The sequence below is a fragment of the Variovorax sp. 3319 genome, assembly GCF_031456585.1.
GTDB classification, from domain to species: Bacteria; Pseudomonadota; Gammaproteobacteria; order Burkholderiales; family Burkholderiaceae_C; genus Variovorax; species Variovorax paradoxus_P.
Genome location: NZ_JAVDUZ010000004.1, coordinates 1 through 20,264, shown reverse-complemented (window position 1 = coordinate 20,264; position 20,264 = coordinate 1). Strand labels below are relative to the sequence as shown.

General features: G+C 65.6%; 20 protein-coding genes. 5 read left to right on the top strand and 15 right to left on the bottom strand.

Annotation, left to right across the window (positions count from 1 at the left end; genetic code table 11):
* The first annotated feature begins 9 nt into the window (after positions 1-9).
* Positions 10-987, top strand: a complete 978-nt coding sequence (locus tag J2X67_RS09685) for a 2-dehydropantoate 2-reductase (RefSeq protein WP_309952561.1) — start codon at positions 10-12, stop codon at positions 985-987.
* A 51-nt stretch (positions 988-1,038) separates the two neighbouring features.
* Here J2X67_RS09685 and J2X67_RS09680 read toward each other — a convergent pair whose 3' ends face one another.
* The 3 genes from J2X67_RS09680 to alr form a co-directional block, all read right to left on the bottom strand.
* Positions 1,039-1,815 (bottom strand): hypothetical protein, encoded by a 777-nt coding sequence (locus tag J2X67_RS09680; RefSeq protein WP_309952559.1) that lies wholly within the window; start codon positions 1,813-1,815, stop codon positions 1,039-1,041.
* A 120-nt stretch (positions 1,816-1,935) separates the two neighbouring features.
* On the bottom strand, positions 1,936-2,670 hold the full coding sequence (locus J2X67_RS09675; RefSeq protein ID WP_309952558.1) for a hypothetical protein: 735 nt from the start codon (positions 2,668-2,670) through the stop codon (positions 1,936-1,938).
* Positions 2,667-3,764, bottom strand: a complete 1,098-nt coding sequence (gene alr, locus J2X67_RS09670; RefSeq protein ID WP_309952556.1) for an alanine racemase — start codon at positions 3,762-3,764, stop codon at positions 2,667-2,669. The genes J2X67_RS09675 and alr overlap by 4 nt, the downstream gene beginning before the upstream one ends.
* A gap of 170 nt (positions 3,765-3,934) precedes the next feature.
* On the opposite strand from alr, the gene lplT reads away from it, so the two are divergent.
* From lplT to J2X67_RS09655, 3 genes are all read left to right on the top strand, one after another.
* Positions 3,935-5,239: a lysophospholipid transporter LplT gene (gene lplT, locus J2X67_RS09665; RefSeq protein WP_309952554.1), complete on the top strand. Its 1,305-nt coding sequence runs from the start codon at positions 3,935-3,937 to the stop codon at positions 5,237-5,239.
* Between the two features lie 111 nt (positions 5,240-5,350).
* A complete protein-coding gene (locus J2X67_RS09660) occupies positions 5,351-6,244 on the top strand; it encodes a DMT family transporter (RefSeq protein WP_309952553.1) in 894 nt (297 codons plus the stop codon).
* 9 nt (positions 6,245-6,253) lie between these two features.
* Positions 6,254-6,742, top strand: coding sequence for a glutathione peroxidase (locus J2X67_RS09655; RefSeq protein WP_309952551.1), 489 nt, complete (start codon positions 6,254-6,256; stop codon positions 6,740-6,742).
* Between the two features lie 7 nt (positions 6,743-6,749).
* Here the strand turns inward: J2X67_RS09655 and J2X67_RS09650 are convergent, their stop codons facing one another.
* The 9 genes from J2X67_RS09650 to J2X67_RS09610 all read right to left on the bottom strand — a co-directional run bounded on the left by J2X67_RS09650 (position 6,750) and on the right by J2X67_RS09610 (position 16,356).
* Positions 6,750-7,181 (bottom strand): carboxypeptidase regulatory-like domain-containing protein, encoded by a 432-nt coding sequence (locus J2X67_RS09650; protein ID WP_309952549.1) that lies wholly within the window; start codon positions 7,179-7,181, stop codon positions 6,750-6,752.
* A gap of 89 nt (positions 7,182-7,270) precedes the next feature.
* Positions 7,271-8,503, bottom strand: a complete 1,233-nt coding sequence (glcF, locus tag J2X67_RS09645; protein ID WP_309952548.1) for a glycolate oxidase subunit GlcF — start codon at positions 8,501-8,503, stop codon at positions 7,271-7,273.
* A gap of 24 nt (positions 8,504-8,527) precedes the next feature.
* Positions 8,528-9,634, bottom strand: a complete 1,107-nt coding sequence (gene glcE / locus J2X67_RS09640; protein ID WP_309952547.1) for a glycolate oxidase subunit GlcE — start codon at positions 9,632-9,634, stop codon at positions 8,528-8,530.
* 17 nt (positions 9,635-9,651) lie between these two features.
* Positions 9,652-11,154: an FAD-linked oxidase C-terminal domain-containing protein gene (locus J2X67_RS09635; RefSeq protein WP_309952545.1), complete on the bottom strand. Its 1,503-nt coding sequence runs from the start codon at positions 11,152-11,154 to the stop codon at positions 9,652-9,654.
* Between the two features lie 134 nt (positions 11,155-11,288).
* The gene (locus J2X67_RS09630) at positions 11,289-12,173 is read right to left on the bottom strand and encodes a LysR substrate-binding domain-containing protein (RefSeq protein ID WP_309952543.1); all 885 of its coding nucleotides are present in this window, start codon (positions 12,171-12,173) and stop codon (positions 11,289-11,291) included.
* 195 nt (positions 12,174-12,368) lie between these two features.
* On the bottom strand, positions 12,369-13,301 hold the full coding sequence (locus J2X67_RS09625) for an SMP-30/gluconolactonase/LRE family protein (protein WP_309952542.1): 933 nt from the start codon (positions 13,299-13,301) through the stop codon (positions 12,369-12,371).
* 261 nt (positions 13,302-13,562) lie between these two features.
* Entirely contained in the window at positions 13,563-15,098 is a 1,536-nt protein-coding gene (locus J2X67_RS09620) for an ammonium transporter (RefSeq protein ID WP_309952540.1), read from the bottom strand.
* Positions 15,099-15,119: 21 nt separating this feature from the next.
* On the bottom strand, positions 15,120-15,458 hold the full coding sequence (gene glnK, locus J2X67_RS09615) for a P-II family nitrogen regulator (protein WP_007833403.1): 339 nt from the start codon (positions 15,456-15,458) through the stop codon (positions 15,120-15,122).
* 73 nt (positions 15,459-15,531) lie between these two features.
* Positions 15,532-16,356: a TorF family putative porin gene (locus tag J2X67_RS09610; RefSeq protein ID WP_309952538.1), complete on the bottom strand. Its 825-nt coding sequence runs from the start codon at positions 16,354-16,356 to the stop codon at positions 15,532-15,534.
* A 214-nt stretch (positions 16,357-16,570) separates the two neighbouring features.
* On the opposite strand from J2X67_RS09610, the gene J2X67_RS09605 reads away from it, so the two are divergent.
* Positions 16,571-18,118: a YifB family Mg chelatase-like AAA ATPase gene (locus tag J2X67_RS09605; RefSeq protein ID WP_309952537.1), complete on the top strand. Its 1,548-nt coding sequence runs from the start codon at positions 16,571-16,573 to the stop codon at positions 18,116-18,118.
* 78 nt (positions 18,119-18,196) lie between these two features.
* Here J2X67_RS09605 and J2X67_RS09600 read toward each other — a convergent pair whose 3' ends face one another.
* The 3 genes from J2X67_RS09600 to J2X67_RS09590 all read right to left on the bottom strand — a co-directional run.
* Entirely contained in the window at positions 18,197-19,057 is an 861-nt protein-coding gene (locus J2X67_RS09600) for an AP2 domain-containing protein (protein ID WP_309952535.1), read from the bottom strand.
* A 123-nt stretch (positions 19,058-19,180) separates the two neighbouring features.
* Positions 19,181-19,591, bottom strand: coding sequence for a hypothetical protein (locus J2X67_RS09595; protein WP_309952534.1), 411 nt, complete (start codon positions 19,589-19,591; stop codon positions 19,181-19,183).
* 221 nt (positions 19,592-19,812) lie between these two features.
* Positions 19,813-20,264 (bottom strand): ShlB/FhaC/HecB family hemolysin secretion/activation protein (locus tag J2X67_RS09590; RefSeq protein WP_309952531.1); only part of this gene is annotated, 452 nt, incomplete at its 5' end.

Sequence of the window (20,264 nt, the reverse complement as noted above, 5' to 3'; positions counted from 1 at the left end):
GCCTCTTTCATGAAGATTTGCATCTACGGCGCCGGCGCAATCGGCGGATGGATCGGCGCCGGCCTGGCGCAGGCCGGCGAGCGGCTCAACGTGGTGGCACGCGGCGCCACGCTCGAGGCGCTGCAGCAAGATGGCCTTTCATTGATGCGCGGCGACGTACGCACGCGCGTGCCGGTCAATGCGGTGGCCGACCCGGAGTCGCTCGGCACGCAAGACCTGGTGGTCATTGCCGTCAAGGCGCCCGCGCTGGCCGGCGTGGCCGAACGCATCGGCCCGCTCATCGGGCCCGACACCGTCGTGCTGGTTGCGATGAACGGCGTGCCGTGGTGGTTTCTTGAAGGCGGCTTCGGCGGCGCCATCACCGGCCACCGCCTGGCAGCGGTCGATCCGGACGGAGCGATTGCAAGGGCCATTCCCGCGCGCAACGTGATCGGCTGCGTGGTGCACGCGAGCTGCTCGCTAGATGCGCCAGGCGTGGTGCGGCATCACTTCGGCAGCGGGTTGATCGTGGGCGAACCCTCGGGCGAGGCCACGCCGCGCGTGAAGAAGCTGGTCGAGCTGCTCAAGAGCGGCGGCTTCGACACCACGCTGTCGCCGCAGATCCAGAAAGACGTGTGGTTCAAGCTCTGGGGCAACATGACCGTGAACCCGATCAGCGCGCTCACGGGCACCACCACAGACCTGATCATGGGCGACGACTATGTGCGTGGCTTCATCTCGGCCGTGATGCTCGAGGCCAAGGAAATCGGCCGCCGCATCGGCATCGAGATCACGCAGAGCCCCGAAGACCGGCATGCGGTAACGATGAAGCTCGGCGCGTTCAAGACCTCGATGCTGCAAGACGTGGAGGCCGGCCGGTCCGTAGAGCTGGATGCGCTGGTCACGGTGGTGCGCGAGCTGGGCGAACTGACTGCGGTTGCCACGCCGTTCACCGATGCGCTGCTGGGATTGGCGCGGCTGCGGATGCGGCAGCTCGGGCTGTACTGAGCAGCATTGCGAGAGGAGAAGGCGCGCCACTCGGTGCCCTCCATCGTGGCCCTACCAGCGTTTTTCGGGGGCGGCCGCCAGCGTTTCGGTACACCTGGCCACCGCCTTCGCGCGCTCCTCGCGCAGCCGCTGCCAGTTGTCGGCCTTCCACTGCGTCCACGCCACCGGCTCCGATTGATAGAAGCACTCGAGCGGCGGGCGCATGAAGCCCGGGCGGCCCAGTTCGGCACCGAACTTCAGGCGGAACAGCTCGTCCGTGCCCGACAGGTTCTCGTAGACAAGGTGCCACGGCCCCGAGTTCAGGGGCGTGTCGGCTTCTTTCTGAACCTTTCGCGCTTCTTCGATTTCCTCGGGCGTCGAGCCATCCGTCAGTGCTGTTGCATACGCCGCTTCGGCGCGCTTGCGATAGATGTCGGTGGCGACCTTGCTCAAGGCGTCGTTCAGTTCGGTGATGCCCGGGTTGACGGCCAAGGGATCGTCCTTCAGCTCTTCCAACATCACGCCGCCCAGGTCGTCCTTCGAGAAGCCCTGTGCGCCGATGGAGAGCCTGCCCGCGATCAAGGTAGTTGCCACGTTCAGCGCGACCTGCGTCGCGACGTGATTGCCCGTGTCTTCGCGCCGGACCACGCGAAGCCGTTCGATGCCGGGCTTGTAGACGCCGCGAGTGAAGCGCAGCCGGGTTTGCGGGGCCGCAGCATCCTGTGCAGCCGGAGCGACCGGTGACAGCGGCGGGGTGGCTGGGGCGTCAGCGGCATGCGCCGGAAACCCGCCGATGGCCAGCACCATGCCGCAGGTGAAAGCGGCGTGCAGTTGTTTTTTAAAAGTCATGTGAACAGTTCTTCCTCCGGCCGGAATTGTCATGGCCGGAGGGGCGCCCGACAGGCGAGCGCCCTGAAGAATTCACGCGTTTGTGTGCAGTGCGACAAGTGACCGCAGCCGGAAACGCACTCAGTGCTTTTTCAGCAGGGTCCGCACGGCCTCGGGCAGCGAATTGACCTCGGGCATGAAGCGGTCGAGCACCGCGCCCAAAACCACCGCGCACAACACGGCCCCGAGCAGCGGCTTCCAGGTCAGCCGCACTGCCGCCATCAGCCAGCCCTCGCGCGCCACGCGCACCGCGGCCCGGGCAGACACGTACGAGAACGCCACTTCGATGGCCACGGCCAGCAGCGCATCCCAGCTGAAGTAGAGCAGCACCAGCGAACCGGCGCCGAGTACGACGGCCACGCAGATCAGGAAAATGGCGACCACCGGCACCACGATGATGGCGCCTTCGTCGGCACTGCCCGCAACCTCGAACGCGCCGCTGGCCGCATCGGAAAGCACGCCGCCCTCGTCAGCGGTGACCGTGCCGGATGGATGATTGTGCGAACCGCCACCGAGGTCGAGATCAGGTACATCGACGTCGAAGTCGACGCTGCGGCGCTCGACCAGCCGCTTGGCCCACCAGCGCAACACCAGCAGGTAGCCGAGGTACCCCACGCCCAGCGTGAGCAAATAGCGCACCGCCAGAGATTGCACGTCGAACACATGCATCTGCAACGCAGACACGCCCCACATCAGCAGCAGCGTAAAGGTGCCGATCAGGATGCCGTGCGTGCGCAGGCTGTAGTTGCGATGAAGGTCGCGCTCGAGTTGCGTTTCCCAGAGGCGCACCGAGCGCCAGTTGGAAAGAACCTTCATTCGTCGGCGGGAGCGAACGGCACGCGCGGGGCCACCGCGCACATGAGCTCGTAGCCGACGGTGCCGGCGGCCTGTGCAACCTCGTCGATGGGCAGCACGGCGCCGGTCGAGGCCGATCGGCCCCACAGCGTGACCTCGGCGCCAAACCTGGCGTCGGGCACGGGCGTGAGGTCGACGGTGATCATGTCCATGCTCACGCGGCCGACCATACGGGTGCGCACGCCGTTCACCAGCACCGGAGTGCCGGTGTTGCAGTGGCGCGGATAGCCGTCGGCATAGCCGACCGCCGCCACGCCGATGGTGAGAGGCCCGTCGGCCGTGAAGTTGGAGCCATAGCCGATGGTGTCGCCCGCCTTCAGCTGCTGCACCCCGATGAGCCTGGTCGCGAGCGTCATGGTGGGCTGCAGCTGCCAATGCGCGGTGTCGTGCTGCGGAAAGTCGGGTGCGCTGCCGTACAGCACGATGCCCGGGCGCACCCAGTCGCCGCGGGCCTGGGAGGCGTGGCGCAAGGTGGCGGCGCTGTTCGCAATGGAACGCTCGCCCGGCAGGTCGCGCGTGACGCGCTCGAACACCTCAAGCTGGTGCGCAATGCCGCGCGGGCCGTCGGCGTCGCTGAAATGCGTCATCAGCGAAATCTCGTCGACCTGCGGCAGCGCGTTGAGGCGCGTCCAGGCCGAGCCGAAGCGCTCGGGTGCAAAGCCCAGGCGGTTCATGCCGGAATTCATCTTGAGAAACACGCGCTGAGGCTTGAGCGTCTTGTGGGCCGCGAGCATGTCGATCTGCTCGTCGCAGTGCACCGTGTGCCACAGGTCGAGGCGCGAGCAAAGCTCCAGGTCGCGTGCATCGAACACGCCTTCGAGCAGCAGCACGGGGCCGCGCCAGCCGAGTGCGCGTACGCGCTCTGCCTCGGCCAGGTCGAGCAGCGCAAATCCATCGGCACCGCGAAGGCCCTCATACACCCGTTCGATGCCATGGCCATAGGCATTGGCCTTGACCACAGCCCAGACACGGGCATCGACGGCGGCGCGGCGCACCCGGTCGAGGTTGTGGCGAAGTGCGGCGGTATGGACGCTTGCAAGGATGGGACGCGGCATGGGAGACGTCGGTTGGTGAATAGTTGGGTTTTAGCATCTTCCCGCGTCGGGCCGTCCAGGGTGGGAACGCTGATTTCGCAGTCTTACCCCCATGCTATAACCGCCCATTCGCCAAAAAGACGCGACACTTTCTCACTACTGCCAGCACCTACTGGCCAGCCAGTCCATCGATGAAGCGCGGTTTCTACACGATCATGTCGGCCCAGTTCTTTTCGTCGCTGGCCGACAACGCGATCTTTGTCGTGGCGGTCGAGCTCATGCGCAGCGCGGGAGCGGCCGAATGGCAGCGCGCGGCCCTGGTGCCGATCTTCGCCGTCTTCTATGTGGTGCTGGCACCGCTGGTGGGCGCCTTCGCCGATGCCTTGCCCAAGGGGCGGGTCATGTTCATCAGCAACGCGATCAAGGTGATCGGCTGCCTGATGATGCTGTTCGGCTCGCACCCGCTGCTTTCGTATTCGATCGTCGGGCTTGGCGCCGCGGCCTATTCGCCGGCCAAGTACGGCATATTGACCGAGCTGCTGCCGGCTTCGCAGTTGGTAAAAGCCAACGGATGGATCGAAGGGCTCACCATCGCCTCGATTCTGCTGGGCATCGTGCTTGGCGGCTCGCTGGTGGGGCACGCGGTGTCGACACGGTTGCTGGCGTTCGACATTCCGCTCATCGACACCGGCATCGATTCGCCGGCTGAAGCGGCCATTGCGGTGCTGATTTTTGTCTACGCACTGGCAGCCTGGTTCAACACGCGCATTCCGCACACCGGCGTCGAGATGCGCCCGCTGCGCGCCAACCCCGAGCACGGGCTGGTCCGCAACATGTTTTCGCTGCTGCCCGATTTCTGGCATTGCAATGCACGCCTGTGGCGCGACAAGCTGGGACAGATCTCGCTTGCCACCACCACGCTCTTCTGGGGCGCCGGCGCAAACCTCAAGTACATCGTGCTGGCCTGGGCCTCGCTTGCGCTCAACTACAACACCACGCAGGCCACGGCGCTCACCGGCGTGGTGACCATCGGCATGGCGGTGGGCGCCATCGTCGCTTCGATGCGCATGCGCCTGGACATGGCCACCCGCGTGATTCCCATGGGCGTTGCCATGGGCGTGCTGGTGATCAGCATGAACCTGATCGGCAACGTGTGGATCGCCGTGCCGTTCCTCATTCTGCTGGGTGGGCTGGGCGGCTTCCTGGTGGTGCCGATGAACGCGCTGCTGCAGCACCGCGGCCATAACCTGATGGGCGCCGGCCGTTCCATTGCCGTGCAGAATTTCAACGAACAGGCCTGCATCCTGCTGCTTGGCGGCTTCTACAGCGCCTGCACCGGGCTGGGCCTGTCGGCCTATGCGGCCATTGGCGCCTTCGGCGGGGTGGTGGCGGGCTGCATGTGGATCATCCAGCGCTGGCATCATCACAACCTGCGCAAATATCCCGAAGAAGTCGAGCACCTGCTCGCCATCGCCCGTAGCGACAAGCATCATTGATCTCCCCCAGGCTGCGCGCACTTCGTGTCGCTTCGCCCACCCCCTCACCGGGGGCAACACCGGTGGCCCGGCAAAGCCGGTTCCACGGTGTTCCACGAAAAATCCTCCACCATGGCTGCCCTCGCACTGATCTTCAACGCCTTTGTGTGGGGCGTTTCGTGGTTTCCGTTCCGTCACATCGAAAGCCATGGGCTGCACCCGGTGTGGACCACCTGCCTCGTCTACGTAGCAATTTCGCTCGCAATGGGCCTCTTTCGCCGGCATGTCTGGCGCGGCTTTGCGGCGTTTCCGATGCTGGTGGCGCTGGGCCTTGCAGCGGGCTTTACCAACCTGGGCTTCAACTGGGCCGTCACGCAGGGCGACGTGGTTCGGGTGGTGCTGCTTTTCTACCTGATGCCGCTGTGGAGCGTGCTGCTGGGCTGGGCGATATTGGGCGAGCGGCCCACTGCAGGCGCGCTTGCGCGCGTGGCGCTGGCGCTTGTCGGCGTTGTGGTGGTGCTCAAGGCGCCGGGGGTCGACTGGCCGGTGCCTTCCAGCTTGCCGGACTGGCTGGGCGTGGCGGCCGGCTTCAGCTTTGCCGTGACCAACATTCTTCTGCGCCACCTGCACGGCGCCCCCGGTGAATCGCGCGCGCTGGCCATGTTCTGCGGCTGCGCGCTGGTGTCCGGCATTGCCGCGGCCACCGGCACCCTGCTCGGTGCGTTTGTCTCTCCCCTGTCGGCCCAGCCCGGCTGGATCGGATGGGCCGCGTTGCTGGGCGTGGGCTTCGTGGTGGCCAACTTCTGCCTGCAATACGGTGCGGCGCGGATGGCGGCCAGCGCCACCGCGGTCATCATGCTATCGGAAGTGCTGTTCGCCAGCGTTTCGTCGGTGGCTCTGGGCGCGGCCGACATGAGCCCGCGCATCCTGGCCGGCGGCGCGCTGATCGTGCTGGCGGCTGTGTGGTCGGCGTTTGCACGAACGCCCGCACAGGGCGATGATCGCCTTTCGTCTCCCACCACCTGAGGTATGCGCATGACCGGCATCTACGACTTCGAAGCCAGGCAGATCGACGGCAAGAGCGTGAAGCTCTCGGACTTTCGGGGCAAGGTGCTGCTGATCGTCAACACGGCCAGCAAGTGCGGCTTTACGCCGCAGTTCGCAGGCCTGGAGGCGCTGCATGAAAAGTATGCGGACCAGGGCCTGGTGGTGCTGGGTTTTCCGTCGAACCAGTTCGGCTCGCAAGACCCGGGCACCAACGAGGAAATCGGCGCCTTCTGCACCACCAACTACGGCGTGAGTTTTCCGATGATGGAAAAGATCGACGTCAACGGCAGCGGCGCCGCGCCGCTCTACCGGTGGCTCACCAAGGAGAAGCCGGGCCTCCTGGGCAGCACCGCCATCAAGTGGAACTTCACCAAGTTCCTGGTGGGGCGCGACGGCAAAGTGCAAAAGCGCTATGCGCCGCTCGACACGCCCGCTTCGCTCGCGACGGACATCGAAGCAGCGCTGGCGGCGGGCTGAGGCCGGGTCAGAAGCGGAAGCTGGCGGTCTTGGGGCTGCCGCCCACCGTCACCGACTGGCTCTGGGCACTGCCGCCTGCCGTGGCCACGTCCACCGTGTAGCGGCCGGGAGGCAAATCGACCAGGCAGACCGGCCCGCTGGCGCGCAACGCCAGCGAAGGCGCGCCACCGGCGCCCTTGATGTCGACTTGTACGTCCGCCAGGTAGGCGCCGTCGGAGCGCGCAAAAAGAAGGGCCAGCGGATGCTCCTTCATGGCCGCGCGCATGGCGTTGGATTCGTCCGAGCCGATGCCGCCGCACACATAGCGCACCGGGCCTTCGCCCTTCCACTGCGGCATGGCGGATTGCGCTTGCGCCCCAAGGGCACCGGCCGCGCAGGCAAACGCCAGCAAGGCACGCCGCAAGTTCGCCTGGACGATGAAAGCTTGAACGGAAGACATGAGGCTTGCTCCTGGAAAAATCGGTGCCGCCATGATGCGGCGCAAGCAGCTTCCGCCCGAGTCGGACCAGGGCGCTCTTCGGTGTGCGATCAGGCCGCTGCCAGGGCGGCGTCCAGCAGTTCCACCCAGTGGCGCACGGGGGTTTCCTGGCTGCCGCTCTGCAGGTGCGTGATGCAGCCTATGTTGGCCGAAGCGATGACGCTCGGCTGCAATTGCCGCAGGTGGCCGAGCTTGCGGTCGCGCAGCGGATACGCCAGCTCTGGCTGCAGCACCGAATAGGTGCCTGCCGATCCGCAGCACAGGTGAGCTTCGTTCATGGCCACGCGCACGTCGAAACCCAGCGCGCGCAAATGCGTCTCGACGCCGCCGCGCAGCTTCTGGCCGTGCTGCAGCGTGCACGGCGGGTGGTAGGCAACCACGCCCTCGGGGGCACGCACACGCGCCTTCAGGGCCGGCACCAGGGAGGGCAGCAGTTCGCTCAGGTCGCGCGTCAGCTCGCTGATGCGTGCCGCCTTGGCCGCGTAGGCCGGGTCGTGCTGCAGGATGTGCCCGTATTCGCGCACCGTAACGCCGCAGCCCGAGGCATTCATCACGATGGCTTCGACCTCGTCGCGTTCGACCTGCGGCCACCAGGCGTCGATGTTGGCGCGCATCTGCGCCTTGCCGCCCTCCTGGTCGTTAAGGTGAAACTTCACGGCGCCGCAGCAGCCCGCCTCTTGGGCGATCACGGTCTGGATGCCCGCCGCGTCGAGCACGCGCGCCGTCGCGGTGTTGATGTTGGGCATCATCGACGGCTGCACGCAGCCCGCGAGCATGAGCACCTTGCGCGCGTGCGTGGCGGTGGGCCAGGCACCTGCGTCCTGCCTGGCGGGCACCTTGGCCTTGAGCGCATCGGGCAACAGCCCGCGCACCGCCTGGCCGAGCTTCATTGCGGGCGCGAACAGCGGCGACGGCAGGCCCTCCTTCAGCAGCCAGCGCGTGGCCGCTTCCATGGCGGGCCGCGGCACTTTCTCGTCGACGATCTTGCGGCCGATGTCGACCAGGTGGCCGTACTGCACGCCGCTCGGGCAGGTGCTTTCGCAGTTGCGGCAGGTGAGGCAGCGGTCCAGGTGCAGCTGCGTGCTGCGCGTGGGCTCCTTGCCTTCGAGCACCTGCTTGATCAGGTAGATGCGCCCGCGCGGGCCATCGAGTTCGTCGCCGAGCAGCTGGTAGGTGGGGCAGGTGGCGGTGCAAAAGCCGCAGTGCACGCACTTGCGCAGAATGGCTTCGGCCTCGCGGCCTTCGTCGGTGTCGCGGAATTCAGGGGCGAGTTCGGTTTGCATCGCGGAAAGGTGTCGGTTGCTTTTTTATTCAGCGGCGAGGAGCCGGCCGCGGTTGAAGATGCGCTGCGGATCGAACTCGTGCATCAACGCGCGGTGGATGCGGGCCACCGGGGCGCTCATGGCGTCGAAGCGGTGAATCGCTGCATCCGTCGTGTGCGAAGCGGGCAGCCTGAAGAGCGTGGCGTGTCCTCCTGCCGCATGCGCAATGGCGCGGATTCGCGCTGCATCTTCCGGCGGCGCCTTGTACCAGCGCTGTGCGCCATGCCACTCCACGAGGGGTGCGCTGCCGTCCATGGCGAGCACCGGGGCGGTCTGCGGCACTGACAGGCGCCAGAGCGCCGCAGAGCCATCGTCACCGGTAAACCAGGGGTGCTGCTGGTCGCGCAGCAATTGCCAATATGAGTCGGCGCTTGCGTTGTCTTGCCGCTCGCCGCCCAGGTGAGCGCAAGCGGCTTCCACCGCTGCCACCGCGCCGCGCAGGCGCAGGTACAAAGTGCCGGCACCGGCGTTTTCCAGCCAGCAGCTCGCATTCAGCGGCAACGGCCGGCCGCCCCACTCGTTGAGCAGGCGCAGGGCATCGGCCTGGCTGCAGCCGAACGCGAGCGTGGCTTCAGCGGGGGCAACGGGCAGCACCTTCAGGCTCACCTCCGCGATCAGGCCCAGCGTGCCGAGCGAACCCGCGAGCACGCGAGAAACATCGTAGCCGGCCACGTTCTTCATGACCTGCCCGCCGAAGGTGAGCACGTCGGCGCGTCCGTTGACCAGCGTGGCACCGAGCACGTAATCGCGCACTGCACCCACGCTCGCACGCGCAGGGCCACTGAGGCCGGCCGCAACCATGCCGCCCACGGTGCCGCCGGTTTCGAAGTGCGGTGGCTCGAAAGGAAGGCATTGCCCTTTTTCGGCCAGTGCGGCTTGGAGTTCGGCGAGCGGCGTGCCGGCGCGCACGGTAACGACCAGCTCACTGGGCTCGTAGCTCGCGATGCCTGTCAGCGCAGCGGTGCCGAGGATTTCTCCTTGCAGCACTTCGCCGTGAAAGTCTTTGGTGCCGCCGCCGCGAATGCGCAGCGGCGTGGCGTCGGCGGCCGCGGCGCGGATGCGCTCGACGAGCTGACTGAGGGCTTGTTCCATGGTCTCTTTTTTGTTTTTCAGAAGCGCGGCAAATCGGGATGCGGCAGCTGCCCGCCCCGCACCACCTGCTTGCCGTATTCGGCGCAGCGCTGCAGCGTGGGAATCACCTTGCCGGGATTCAGCAGGCCGGCCGGATCGAAGGCGCGCTTCACGCCGAACATCTGTTCGTTTTCGGCCGCGGTGAACTGCACGCACATGCTGTTGAGCTTTTCAACGCCAACCCCGTGCTCGCCCGATACGGTGCCGCCCATGGCCACGCTGGTCTCCAGAATGTCGGCGCCGAAGAGTTCGCAGCGGTGCAGCTCGTCGGGGTCGTTGGCATCGAACAGCACCAGCGGGTGCAGGTTGCCGTCGCCCGCATGGAACACGTTGCAGCAGCGCAGGTTGTACTTCTGCTCCATCTGCTGAATGGCGAGCAGGATGTCCGCGAGCCGCTTGCGCGGAATGGTCGAGTCGAGGCACATGTAGTCGGGGCTGATGCGGCCCGATGCCGGAAAGGCGTTCTTGCGCCCGCTCCAGAACTTCATGCGCTCTTCTTCGTTGTTGCTCACCGCAATGGCAGTGGCGCCGCAGCCGCGCAGCACGGCGGTCATGCGGCCGATTTCTTCTTGCACCTCTTCGGGCGTGCCGTCGGATTCGCACAGCAGAATGGCGGCCGCATCCAGGTCGTAGCCCGCGCGGACAAAGTCTTCGACCGCGGCGGTCATGGGCTTGTCCATCATTTCGAGTCCCGCAGGAATGATGCCCGCGGCAATGACCGCGGCCACCGCATCGCCGGCTTTGCGAATGTCGTCGAAGCTGGCCATGATGCAGCGCGCGAGCTGCGGCTTGGGCACGAGCTTGACCGTGACTTCAGTGGTCACGGCCAGCATGCCTTCGCTTCCGACGACCAGCGCGAGCAGGTCGAGCCCCGGGGCGTCGAGCGCCTCGCCGCCGAACTCGATGGCCTCGCCTTCGGCCGTGAAGCCGCGCACGCGCAGCACGTTGTGCAGCGTGAGGCCGTATTTCAGGCAATGCACGCCGCCCGAGTTCTCGGCCACGTTGCCGCCGATGGTGCAGGCAATCTGGCTCGACGGATCGGGTGCGTAGTAAAGGTTGAAAGGCGCGGCCGCCTCGCTGATGGCAAGGTTGCGCACACCGCACTGAACCACGGCAGTTCGGCTCACCGGGTCGATCTTCAAGATGCGGCTGAACTTGGCGAGCGAAAGCGTCACGCCAAGCGCGTGCGGCATGGCCCCGCCCGAAAGCCCGGTGCCGGCGCCGCGCGCCACCACCGGCACGCCAAGCTGGTGGCAGGTCTTGAGCACGGCCGCCACCTGGGCTTCGGTTTCGGGCAGCGCCACCACCAGCGGGCGCTGCCGGTAGGCGGTGAGGCCGTCGCATTCGTAGGGTGTGGTGTCTTCTGCGTGCCAGATGAGCGCGTGCGCCGGCAGGTGGGCTTGCAGGGCGCGCACGACCTGCGACTGGCGTTCGGTTTTCTGCAGCGAATCGTGCTGGGCGGCGGTAAGCGGCGCGTTCATGGGCAAGCCTCTTTTGTCGGGCGGATCTGTCTCGTGGTGTAGCGCACTCTACGCAAATGCGGCGGCGCCGGGTTGAAGCTTTTTTGCGCGCCGCTTGAAAGAACTTTGCCGCTCGGCGTGTTTTCTTCTCTTCTTCAGCGCAGGCTTTGCACGAGCCAGTCGGCAAAGGCCGCGCATTCCCAACGGTCGAGCGTGCCGGGCTGCCAGCAGATGGTGTGGCGATGCGGCGAGGGCACGGGCCGGTCCGAAAGCGGCACCAGCCTGCCCGACTCGAACCACGCGGCGCCCATTTTCAGGCGCACGAGCGCCACGCCGAAGCCGCTGGCGGCAGCGTCGTAGACGAGCCCCAGGTCATTGAACTGGGAGCCGACATGCGGCTCGGGCTGGTCGATGCCGCAGCGTGCGAACCAGGTGCTCCAGGGTTCGAGCGGGCTGCGAATGAGCCGCGCGCTGGCAATCTCGGCGGCGGTTCGAAAGCCGTCGAACGGGCCGAACTCATTGAGGAAGCTCGGACTGCACGCAGGCACCACTTCTTCTTCGAGCAACAGCCGATGTTCGCAGTCGGCGTATGCGCCGGTGCCGTAGCGCACTTCAAGGTCGGCCTGCTCGGCGGTTACGTCGAGCAGTGGAATGGACACCTGCAGCACGAGCTCGATGTCCGGATAGATATTGCGGAACAGTTCGAGCCGGGGCATGAGGAACTGCCGGCTGAAGGTGGGCGTGACTGCAATGCGCAGGCGAGTGGCACGCTGCTGCGCCGCACTGCCGGTGGGCATCGCCTGCAGCGCTGCAAGGCCTGTGCGCACGTTGGCAAGATAGGCTGCGCCGTCGGCCGTAAGGCTGAAGTCGCTGCGGCCAAAGAGCTTGAAGCCGATGTGCGATTCGAGTTGCCGGATGCGGTGGCTCACGGCGCTGGGCGTAACGCACAGTTCGTCCGCCGCGCGGCCTGCGTTGCGCAGCCTGGCCACGGCTTCGAAGGTCAGGAGGCACTGGATGGGTGGGATGTGCTGGAGGGCCACTGTCTTTACCCGCTCTTGCGTGGTTCTTGCCGCTGCTGTCCAGGGCGTGTGCAAAGGCCACCGGGTACTCCCCTCCGCGAATGTCCCCCGCCTTCGGCTCCTCCTTTATTTCGCTGCGGGGAGCACCCGATGCCCTGTGCACCGGGGCACGCTGCCGGTGTTCCGCCGATCAGCGGCCGCCCTGGATGGGTCACCTCAGTCCTCGAAGAAGCTGACAGGCAGACCAGGCACATCGACGCGCATCGAGACCACTGTGCCCGATGCCGGCAATCGCTCGATTTCTGCTGCAGGTCGTCCCTTGCGGCCGCTGGTGACGAACAGCGTCTTCAGGTCGTCACCACCAAAGCACGGCATGGTCGGGCACTGGACAGGAACGGGGACAGAGGCCACGATTTCGCCCGTTGGTGCGAAGCGCAGCAGTTGCGCCCCTTCGAACATCGCAACCCAGTAGTGGCCCTCTGAGTCGACCGTCGCGCCATCGGGACGGCCTTGGTAGCGCACGGGCGAGTCGGTGGTCCAGCCTTGGGGCTTGTGCTCGAATTGATGAAACACGCGGGCACGCGAGAGCGAATTGGCCTCGGCATCCCAATCCCACGCGCACACCACATGCGCGGCAGTGTCGGCCCAGTAGAGCGTGCGGGCATCGGGCGAGAACGCAAGGCCATTGCCGGTGGTGGACTCGTTGGCCATTTGCGTCAACGTGGGCGACACACCGGTGTCGGTGCGGGCATCGAAGCAGTAGAGCGCCGCATTGGCCTTGTCCTTGGCCTCGTTGAGCGAACCGGCCCAGAAGCGGCCCAGCGCATCGCATTTGCCGTCGTTGAAGCGCATGGTGCGCGCGTCATGCTCCACGCGTGCCATCGCGACCAGTTCGCCGCCCCATTCGCGCGCGCGGTAGATGCCGTCGCGCAGTGCAATCACGAGCCCCCCGCTCTTCGCCGGTGCCATGCAACCCGGCTCGGTGGTCAGTGGCCAACGCTCCACCTTGGCGCCCGGCGCGCCGATTTCCCCGCGCGTGCGCAGCACCGCGCGCCCCGGAATGTCGAGCCAGTAAAGCGAGCGTTCGTGCGGATGCCAGAACGGCGATTCGCCGAGCTCGCAAAGGCTGTCTTCGAGGGTGGTCCACATGATCCCGGCATTGTGCATCCGCCGCCCCGCAGACAAAAAAAAGCCCGCTGGCGCCGAAGCGCTCGCGGGCTGAACATCCAAAGGAGACTCGCTGAAAAAAAAGATCCGTGTAGTTCTTATAAGCAGCCCGCGCCTCGTATGCCCCCTTCGTGGAACACCGAGGAACCGGCTTTGCCGGGCCTCTGGTGTTGCCCCCAGCAGGGGGGTTGGCGAAGCGACACGAAGTGCGCGAAGACTGGGGGGTTGCCTATTGCTTCGGGGTTACCTGTTATATGCGGTCTCGCCGTGCGAGGAGATGTCGAGGCCTTCGCGCTCTTCTTCTTCCGACACACGCAGGCCGATGGTGAGATCGGCAATCTTGAAGGCGATGAACGCCACCACGCCAGACCAGACGATGGTCAGCAGCACGCCCTTGAGCTGGATCCAGACCTGTGCGCCGATGCCGTTGGACACCACGCTGGCCGTGACCCAGTCGCCCACGAGGCCGGGGCCGCCGAGTGCCTGGGTGTTGAACACGCCGGTGAGCAGCGCGCCGACGATACCGCCGACACCGTGCACGCCGAACACGTCGAGCGAGTCGTCCGCGCCGAGCATCTTCTTGAGGCCGTTGACGCCCCAGAGGCAGGCGAAGCCGGCAATGAAGCCGATGATGATGGCGCCCATCAGGCCGACGTTGCCGGCGGCAGGGGTGATAGCCACGAGGCCTGCAACAGCGCCCGAAGCGGCACCCAGCATCGAGGCCTTGCCGCGCATCAGCGCTTCACCGATGCACCATGCGAGCACTGCGGCGGCCGTGGCGGTAAAGGTGTTCATGAAAGCGAGCACGGCGCTGGTGCCGGCTTCGAGGGCCGAACCTGCGTTGAAGCCGAACCAGCCGACCCACAGCAGCGAGGCGCCGACCATGGTGAGCGTGAGCGAGTGAGGCGTGAAGGCTTCCTTGCCGTAGCCGACGCGCTTGCCGATGACGTAGGCGCCAACCAGGCCTGCCACGGCTGCATTGATGTGCACCACGGTGCCGCCCGCAAAGTCGAGCGCGCCCCACTGCCAGATCAGGCCGGCCTTGGCGTTGTTGGCATCCACCACATTGGCGGCGGTGTAGGCGTCAGGGCCAAGCCAGAACCAGACCATGTGGGCCAGCGGCGCATAGCTGAAGGTGAACCAGATCACCATGAACAGCAGCACGGCCGAGAACTTGGCGCGCTCGGCAAAGGCACCCACGATCAGGCAGCAGGTAATGCCGGCGAACGTGGCCTGGAAGGCGGCGAACAGCAGCTCGGGGATATACACACCCTTGCTGAAGGTGGCGCCGGGCGCGAAGACGCCGGTGGCCGGATCGAACACACCCTTCATGAAGAGCCTGTCGAATCCGCCGATGAAGGCATTGCCTTCGGTGAACGCCAGGCTGTAGCCATAGATGAGCCACAGCACGACGATCAGCGAGAAGGTGACCATCACCTGCATCAGCACCGACAGCATGTTCTTGCTGCGCACCAGGCCGCCGTAGAACAGCGCAAGGCCGGGAATGGTCATCATGATGACGAGCAGCGTGGACAGCATCATCCAGCTGGTGTCACCCTTGTTGAACGAAGGAGCGGGAGCCGCGGCGGGCGCTGCTTCGGCAGCAGCAGGAGCGGCGGCGGCAGGTGCCGCAGCTGCCGGGGCAGCCGCGGGGGCCGGGGCGGTTGCAGCCGGTGCCGTGGCGGCGGGCGCTTCAGCCGCTGGCGCCTGCGCAAACGAGGCGGTGCCGGCAGCGAGCACGCTCAAGCCGAGCGCAAGAGAAACAAGCAGTTTTTTCATGGTTGTTTTTTTCCGGGCTGATCAGAGGGCTTCGCGGCCGGTTTCACCGGTGCGGATGCGAACGACCTGCTCGAGGTTGTAGACAAAAATCTTGCCGTCGCCGATCTTGCCGGTGCGGGCTGCGCCTTCGACGGCTTCGATCACACGGTCGACGAGGTCGTCGGACACCGCTGCTTCGATCTTGACCTTGGGCAGGAAGTCGACCACGTACTCGGCGCCGCGGTACAGCTCGGTGTGGCCCTTCTGGCGACCGAATCCCTTGACCTCCGTGACCGTGATGCCTTGCACGCCGATGGCCGACAGTGCTTCGCGCACTTCATCGAGCTTGAACGGTTTGATGATGGCTGTGACCAGCTTCATGATGACTTTCTCCTTCTTGGATGGAATGGATGGTGCGGCAGCTTGGGCCGCACCTTTGTTCTTGTGACTCTGCTTACAGCGTCTTGCTGAGCGTAACGATGAAGCGCGCCTTGTTGGGCGAGTAGTACTGCTCGCCGAAGGTGCCGAAGCCAAGGTCCACGCCCGGGCTGCTCAGCGCCAGGTACGAGCTCTTCTTGTTGGCGCCCTGCACCGAGCCGGCAAGTGCCAGGCCGTTGCCGAAGTCATACGACACGCCCACGTTGTAGTCCACGTAGCTCTTGTAGCCCAGGCTGCGGATGTCGCTGGACATGTGCGTGTAGCCCACGGCCGCCTTCAGCGTGAGCTTGGGCATGATTTCCTTGCTGTAGGCCAGGTTCAGGTAGCCGGTGTTGCGGCCCTTCAGGCCCGAGCCCGACTTGTAGCCCGCGTAGCCGAAGTAGTCCTTGGAGACCGTGTGCGAGTACTTCAGGGTGAACGAGCCGATGGCTTCGTCGGCCCAGGTGCCCGCGCCGTACAGCTCGGTCGTGTTGCCGATGGAGTTGCCCGGGTAGATGTAGGTGAGCGCGCCCACGTCCATGTCGAACGGGCCGGCCTTGAACTTGTAGCCCCCGTAGATGTCGCTCTCGATGCTGTTGCCCTGGAGCCAGTTGACGCTGGAATTCCAGTTGCCCACATAGAAGCCGCTTTCGCCGAAGGCGTAGTCGAAACCGCCCTGGATGGCCGGCTTGAAGCCCTTGGTCTTGGCGTAGTCGTTCTTCCCGATCATGTCCTGGTCCTGGCCACGGAACTTGTAGTTGCTGGTCAGGGCCACATTCCCCGAGAGCTGGGCGCTCGCCAGCATCGGCAGGGCTGCAAGGGCGACCACGGCCACTGCCTGGGCGAAATTACGGTGCATCATCGAGACTCCTCGGAGTTGGTTGGATCGTTGGGGGACACCGTCTCATAGCAGGGAGCGTGCCAAAGTGCTCGTTCTCCTGCCGCGTGGCTGCAACCCCGGCCTCCGCAATCCGGGTGAAAAGTTACAAGAGTGTTCAGTGCGGTGCCCTTCCGGGGGCCCGCGGTGCGCAAGCCCGACCAAAAACGGGCGCACCACAATGGGGAGAGTAATAAAAATGAGCTTGTCTTTGGTGCAAAGCCGCGCTTTGCTTGGGCTGGAAGCAGCCAGTGTCACGGTCGAGGTGCATCTGGCGAACGGCCTGCCCAGCTTTACGCTGGTCGGGCTGGCAGATATCGAGGTCAAGGAGGCGCGCGAACGTGTGCGTTCGGCCATACAGAATGCCGGCCTCGAGTTTCCCAACAACAAGCGGATCACGGTCAACCTGGCGCCAGCCGACCTGCCCAAGGATTCCGGCCGCTTCGACCTGCCCATTGCGCTTGGCATCCTCGCGGCCAGCGGGCAGATCCAGGCTGCCGGCCTCGCGGGGCACGAGTTTGCGGGCGAACTTTCCCTTTCAGGCGAGCTTCGGCCCGTGCGCGGCGCGCTGGCCATGGCGCTTGCGCTGCACACCCGCGGCATCGCGACACGGCTGGTGCTACCCACCGAAAGCGCAAAAGAAGCCGCCCTGGTGCCCGGCGGCGAGGTGTACGGCGCAAGGCACCTGCTCGATGTGGTGCAGCGCTTCATGCCCGAAGACGCCGCGGCGCAGCCGGCTGCGACGGCCGAGCCGCCCGGCGCAGCCGGCTGGGCCCGCATCCAGGCCGCCGAGGCAGGTGCCTCCCCCGTGTATGCCGACCTGTCCGACGTAAAGGGGCACGCGAGCGCCAAGCGGGCGCTCGAGATTGCCGCCGCAGGCGGGCACAGCCTGCTGATGGTCGGCGAACCGGGCTCGGGCAAGTCGATGCTGGCGCAGCGCTTTGCCGGACTGCTGCCCCCGATGAGCATCGACGAGGCGCTGGAGAGCGCGGCCGTTGCCAGCCTGGGCGGCATCTTCTCGACCGAGCGCTGGATGAGCCGGCCGACCTCGGCGCCGCACCACACCTCCAGCGCGGTGGCGCTGGTGGGCGGCGGCTCGCCTCCGCGGCCGGGTGAAATCTCGCAGGCCCACCACGGCGTTCTTTTTCTCGATGAATTTCCGGAGTTCGCGCGCTCCGCCCTCGAGGCGCTGCGCGAGCCGCTCGAAACCGGCACCATCACCATTGCACGGGCCGCCCGGCGCGCCGAGTTTCCCGCTCGCTTTCAGCTCATTGCTGCCATGAATCCCTGCCCCTGCGGCTACCAGGGCTCGGCACTGAAGGCCTGCCGCTGCACGCCCGACCAGGTATTGCGCTACCAGAGCAAGCTCAGCGGCCCGCTGCTCGACCGCATCGACCTGCACATCGAAGTGCCCGCGGTGTCGGCGCACCAGCTGCTGGGCGCACCGGCCGGCGAGGCGACCGGCAGCATCCGAGCCCGCGTGGTTGCCGCGCGCTCATTCGCGCTGCAGCGCCAGGGCAGCCCCAACCAGGCGCTGCAAGCCGGCGCCATCGACCAGCACGCCGCGCTGGACGAAGCAGCGCGCAAGTTCATGGTCAACGCCGCGGCCAAGCTCGGCTGGTCGGCGCGCAGCACGCACCGCGCACTCAAGGTGGCGCGCACGGTGGCAGATCTGGCCGGCGCCGAATCGGTGCAGGCTGTGCACGTGGCGGAGGCGGTGCAGTACCGGCGGGGGTTGCGGAATTGACCTCTGCAGTGAAGTCAGCCGTCCCGACGCTCTATAACAGCAGCATGGTTGGTTGGACGATAGCGGCTGGCTTGCCGGTCACGCTGCCTGTGAGCTGCAACTGTGCTTTTTCTTCAGCTGAGCTCGCCGCGCATTGATTGCGAGCAGGCGGGCCTTTTCATTACCGTGCGTTGTCACGGAGAACGATTCGGCGATGCTCGTGCCATCGATTCCGCCCGTCTTGGCTAGCCAGTACCGAGGTGACCCGTCGGCGTCCTTGACGCACGAGACTCCGGGGGTGCCCGAACTGTTGCTTTTTCTCAAAATCTCGACGACGGGAATGGGCTCGGGCAGCGTTCGTCTCGACTTGGACGCAGTGGCTTTGGCGCCAGGCGCCTTCCGAGTCGTCTCCCTCACGCGTGCTTCGGCAGGATGAACGTTCCGTAGTCCTTTCATGGCCTGCAGTTGCTTCTCGCGCTCCGCAATGGCCAAGCACTCCGCCTGGGCTGCGCCGTAGCGGCCCACAGTAAAGGACTTGGTGAGCAGACGATCCGCGCTCACGCGGGTGATCGCGTGCCAGCTCTTGATTTCGCCTTTGGCATTGAAACGGAAGGTCACGCCGGAGACGCCGCTCTTGTTGGTGATGCGCAGTTTCTGCGCCAATGCGCTTCGCTCCGGCGGTAGATGGTTGCGCACGATCTCGTCCCGATAGGCTTGCGCGCACGCCAGTGCGATGGCCTCGCCGCCATACCGACTAAAGGCGAAGCTCCTCAAGAACCGCGTTCTCGCGCGGCTCAGGTCGACTCGCCAGCTGTTGGCCACGCGAAAGATGCCGTACATCGCAGGCACGTTGTAGAAGTCGTGGCCGCCCCATGCCGGTGGCGCCTCGTGCGTGTTCGCGGGCTCTGGGCCTGCGTTCGCGGCGGGATCGATTGTCAAGAGAGGTTCGCTCTGTTTCATGCTGTTGGCTCTAACGGATTTCAACCGGCGCCCGGCTTCGACCGGACGAAAAGCTCTTGCGCTTTGTCTCCTGAGTTTTCCATGCTTCGGGGCGAGCATTTGGCGCTATTAACGCCCGCGTTCTCAATGGAATTCGAACCGCTGATCCTTGACCACATGGTGCTTGCCCAAGTGAAAGTTACATACCCTGGCGACTTCCGCCCCGTCCTTGCTTTCGGACAGACAGCCGCCAACGATCTTCACGACCTTACCGCCTTGTTGGGACAGCGGAAGCTCGATGGTGAGACCCTCGGGAAGAGCATGCGTCAGTTCGACTTGCTCGGCGTAATCGTCGATGAGTGCAAAGATCGGTGCACCGTCAACGCGCAGCATGTAGATGTCGTGCTGGAACGCTGCACCGCGCACGAGGCACATCTCGACACGCGATTTCTCGACTTGCTGACTGCGGCACTCCGGCGCCGGCTTCGGCTGTGCATGAACCACCGGTGTGATGAGAGATCCCGCGATGGTGAGAAGAATGAGGTACTTACACATGAGGTCTGAAGTTTTTATGGGTTTGCGACACGCATGGCGTCGCGCGACTCGGCAATCGCCGCACTGTGGCTTCTAGCCCGGGAGGCCAGAGAACGACTCCTCGCTTGAGGCGTTATGCCCTTTGGACTGCCGCCTCGCCGCAGCCATGCAGTACGCTGGTTCCAAGCAAGGCAACTGCCTTCGCGATCACTTGTTTTTTCATTTAGTACTCCCTTTTTGGTTTAGAAGCCCGCATTCAGATTGAACCCAAACGTGGTCCTGGCCGTGCGATACCCCTCCGGCTTGCTGATCGGCGCGCCCATGAACAGGTCGTAGCTCAACTTGCTCCACTGCCCCCGCACGCCGACGACCGCACCCGCGAGGCTCCGGCCCAGCCCATCCACCGCCGAGCGCCCGCCCACATGCCCATAGTCGGCGCCGGCGTACAGCTCCGCCCCGCTCTGTCCTGAACCTGTGGGAATGGCCCAGCCGATATCGTTGCGAATGACCCAGCCCCGCTCCCCCATCAGGCTCGTCTCGCCGTCGAAGCCGCGCACCGTGTAGCGCCCGCCGATGGAAAACCGGTCCTGCGGCATCAACGGCGTGCGGTTCCACTGCGCGCGCACCAGCCCCGAATAGCGCAGCTTCTGCGCACCCAGCTTGAACGGCGCATTCAGGCTCACCTCGACCGTGT

Excerpts from the sequence above, each read along its gene's own strand:
- J2X67_RS09685 (WP_309952561.1), top strand. The coding sequence starts at position 10 with ATGAAGATTTGCATCTACGGCGCCGGCGCAATCGGCGGATGGATCGGC.
- J2X67_RS09680 (WP_309952559.1), bottom strand. The coding sequence starts at position 1,815 with ATGACTTTTAAAAAACAACTGCACGCCGCTTTCACCTGCGGCATGGTG.
- J2X67_RS09675 (WP_309952558.1), bottom strand. The coding sequence starts at position 2,670 with ATGAAGGTTCTTTCCAACTGGCGCTCGGTGCGCCTCTGGGAAACGCAA.
- alr (WP_309952556.1), bottom strand. The coding sequence starts at position 3,764 with ATGCCGCGTCCCATCCTTGCAAGCGTCCATACCGCCGCACTTCGCCAC.
- lplT (WP_309952554.1), top strand. The coding sequence starts at position 3,935 with ATGAAGCGCGGTTTCTACACGATCATGTCGGCCCAGTTCTTTTCGTCG.
- J2X67_RS09660 (WP_309952553.1), top strand. The coding sequence starts at position 5,351 with ATGGCTGCCCTCGCACTGATCTTCAACGCCTTTGTGTGGGGCGTTTCG.
- J2X67_RS09655 (WP_309952551.1), top strand. The coding sequence starts at position 6,254 with ATGACCGGCATCTACGACTTCGAAGCCAGGCAGATCGACGGCAAGAGC.
- J2X67_RS09650 (WP_309952549.1), bottom strand. The coding sequence starts at position 7,181 with ATGTCTTCCGTTCAAGCTTTCATCGTCCAGGCGAACTTGCGGCGTGCC.
- glcF (WP_309952548.1), bottom strand. The coding sequence starts at position 8,503 with ATGCAAACCGAACTCGCCCCTGAATTCCGCGACACCGACGAAGGCCGC.
- glcE (WP_309952547.1), bottom strand. The coding sequence starts at position 9,634 with ATGGAACAAGCCCTCAGTCAGCTCGTCGAGCGCATCCGCGCCGCGGCC.
- J2X67_RS09635 (WP_309952545.1), bottom strand. The coding sequence starts at position 11,154 with ATGAACGCGCCGCTTACCGCCGCCCAGCACGATTCGCTGCAGAAAACC.
- J2X67_RS09625 (WP_309952542.1), bottom strand. The coding sequence starts at position 13,301 with ATGTGGACCACCCTCGAAGACAGCCTTTGCGAGCTCGGCGAATCGCCG.
- J2X67_RS09620 (WP_309952540.1), bottom strand. The coding sequence starts at position 15,098 with ATGAAAAAACTGCTTGTTTCTCTTGCGCTCGGCTTGAGCGTGCTCGCT.
- glnK (WP_007833403.1), bottom strand. The coding sequence starts at position 15,458 with ATGAAGCTGGTCACAGCCATCATCAAACCGTTCAAGCTCGATGAAGTG.
- J2X67_RS09610 (WP_309952538.1), bottom strand. The coding sequence starts at position 16,356 with ATGATGCACCGTAATTTCGCCCAGGCAGTGGCCGTGGTCGCCCTTGCA.
- J2X67_RS09605 (WP_309952537.1), top strand. The coding sequence starts at position 16,571 with ATGAGCTTGTCTTTGGTGCAAAGCCGCGCTTTGCTTGGGCTGGAAGCA.
- J2X67_RS09600 (WP_309952535.1), bottom strand. The coding sequence starts at position 19,057 with ATGAAACAGAGCGAACCTCTCTTGACAATCGATCCCGCCGCGAACGCA.
- J2X67_RS09595 (WP_309952534.1), bottom strand. The coding sequence starts at position 19,591 with ATGTGTAAGTACCTCATTCTTCTCACCATCGCGGGATCTCTCATCACA.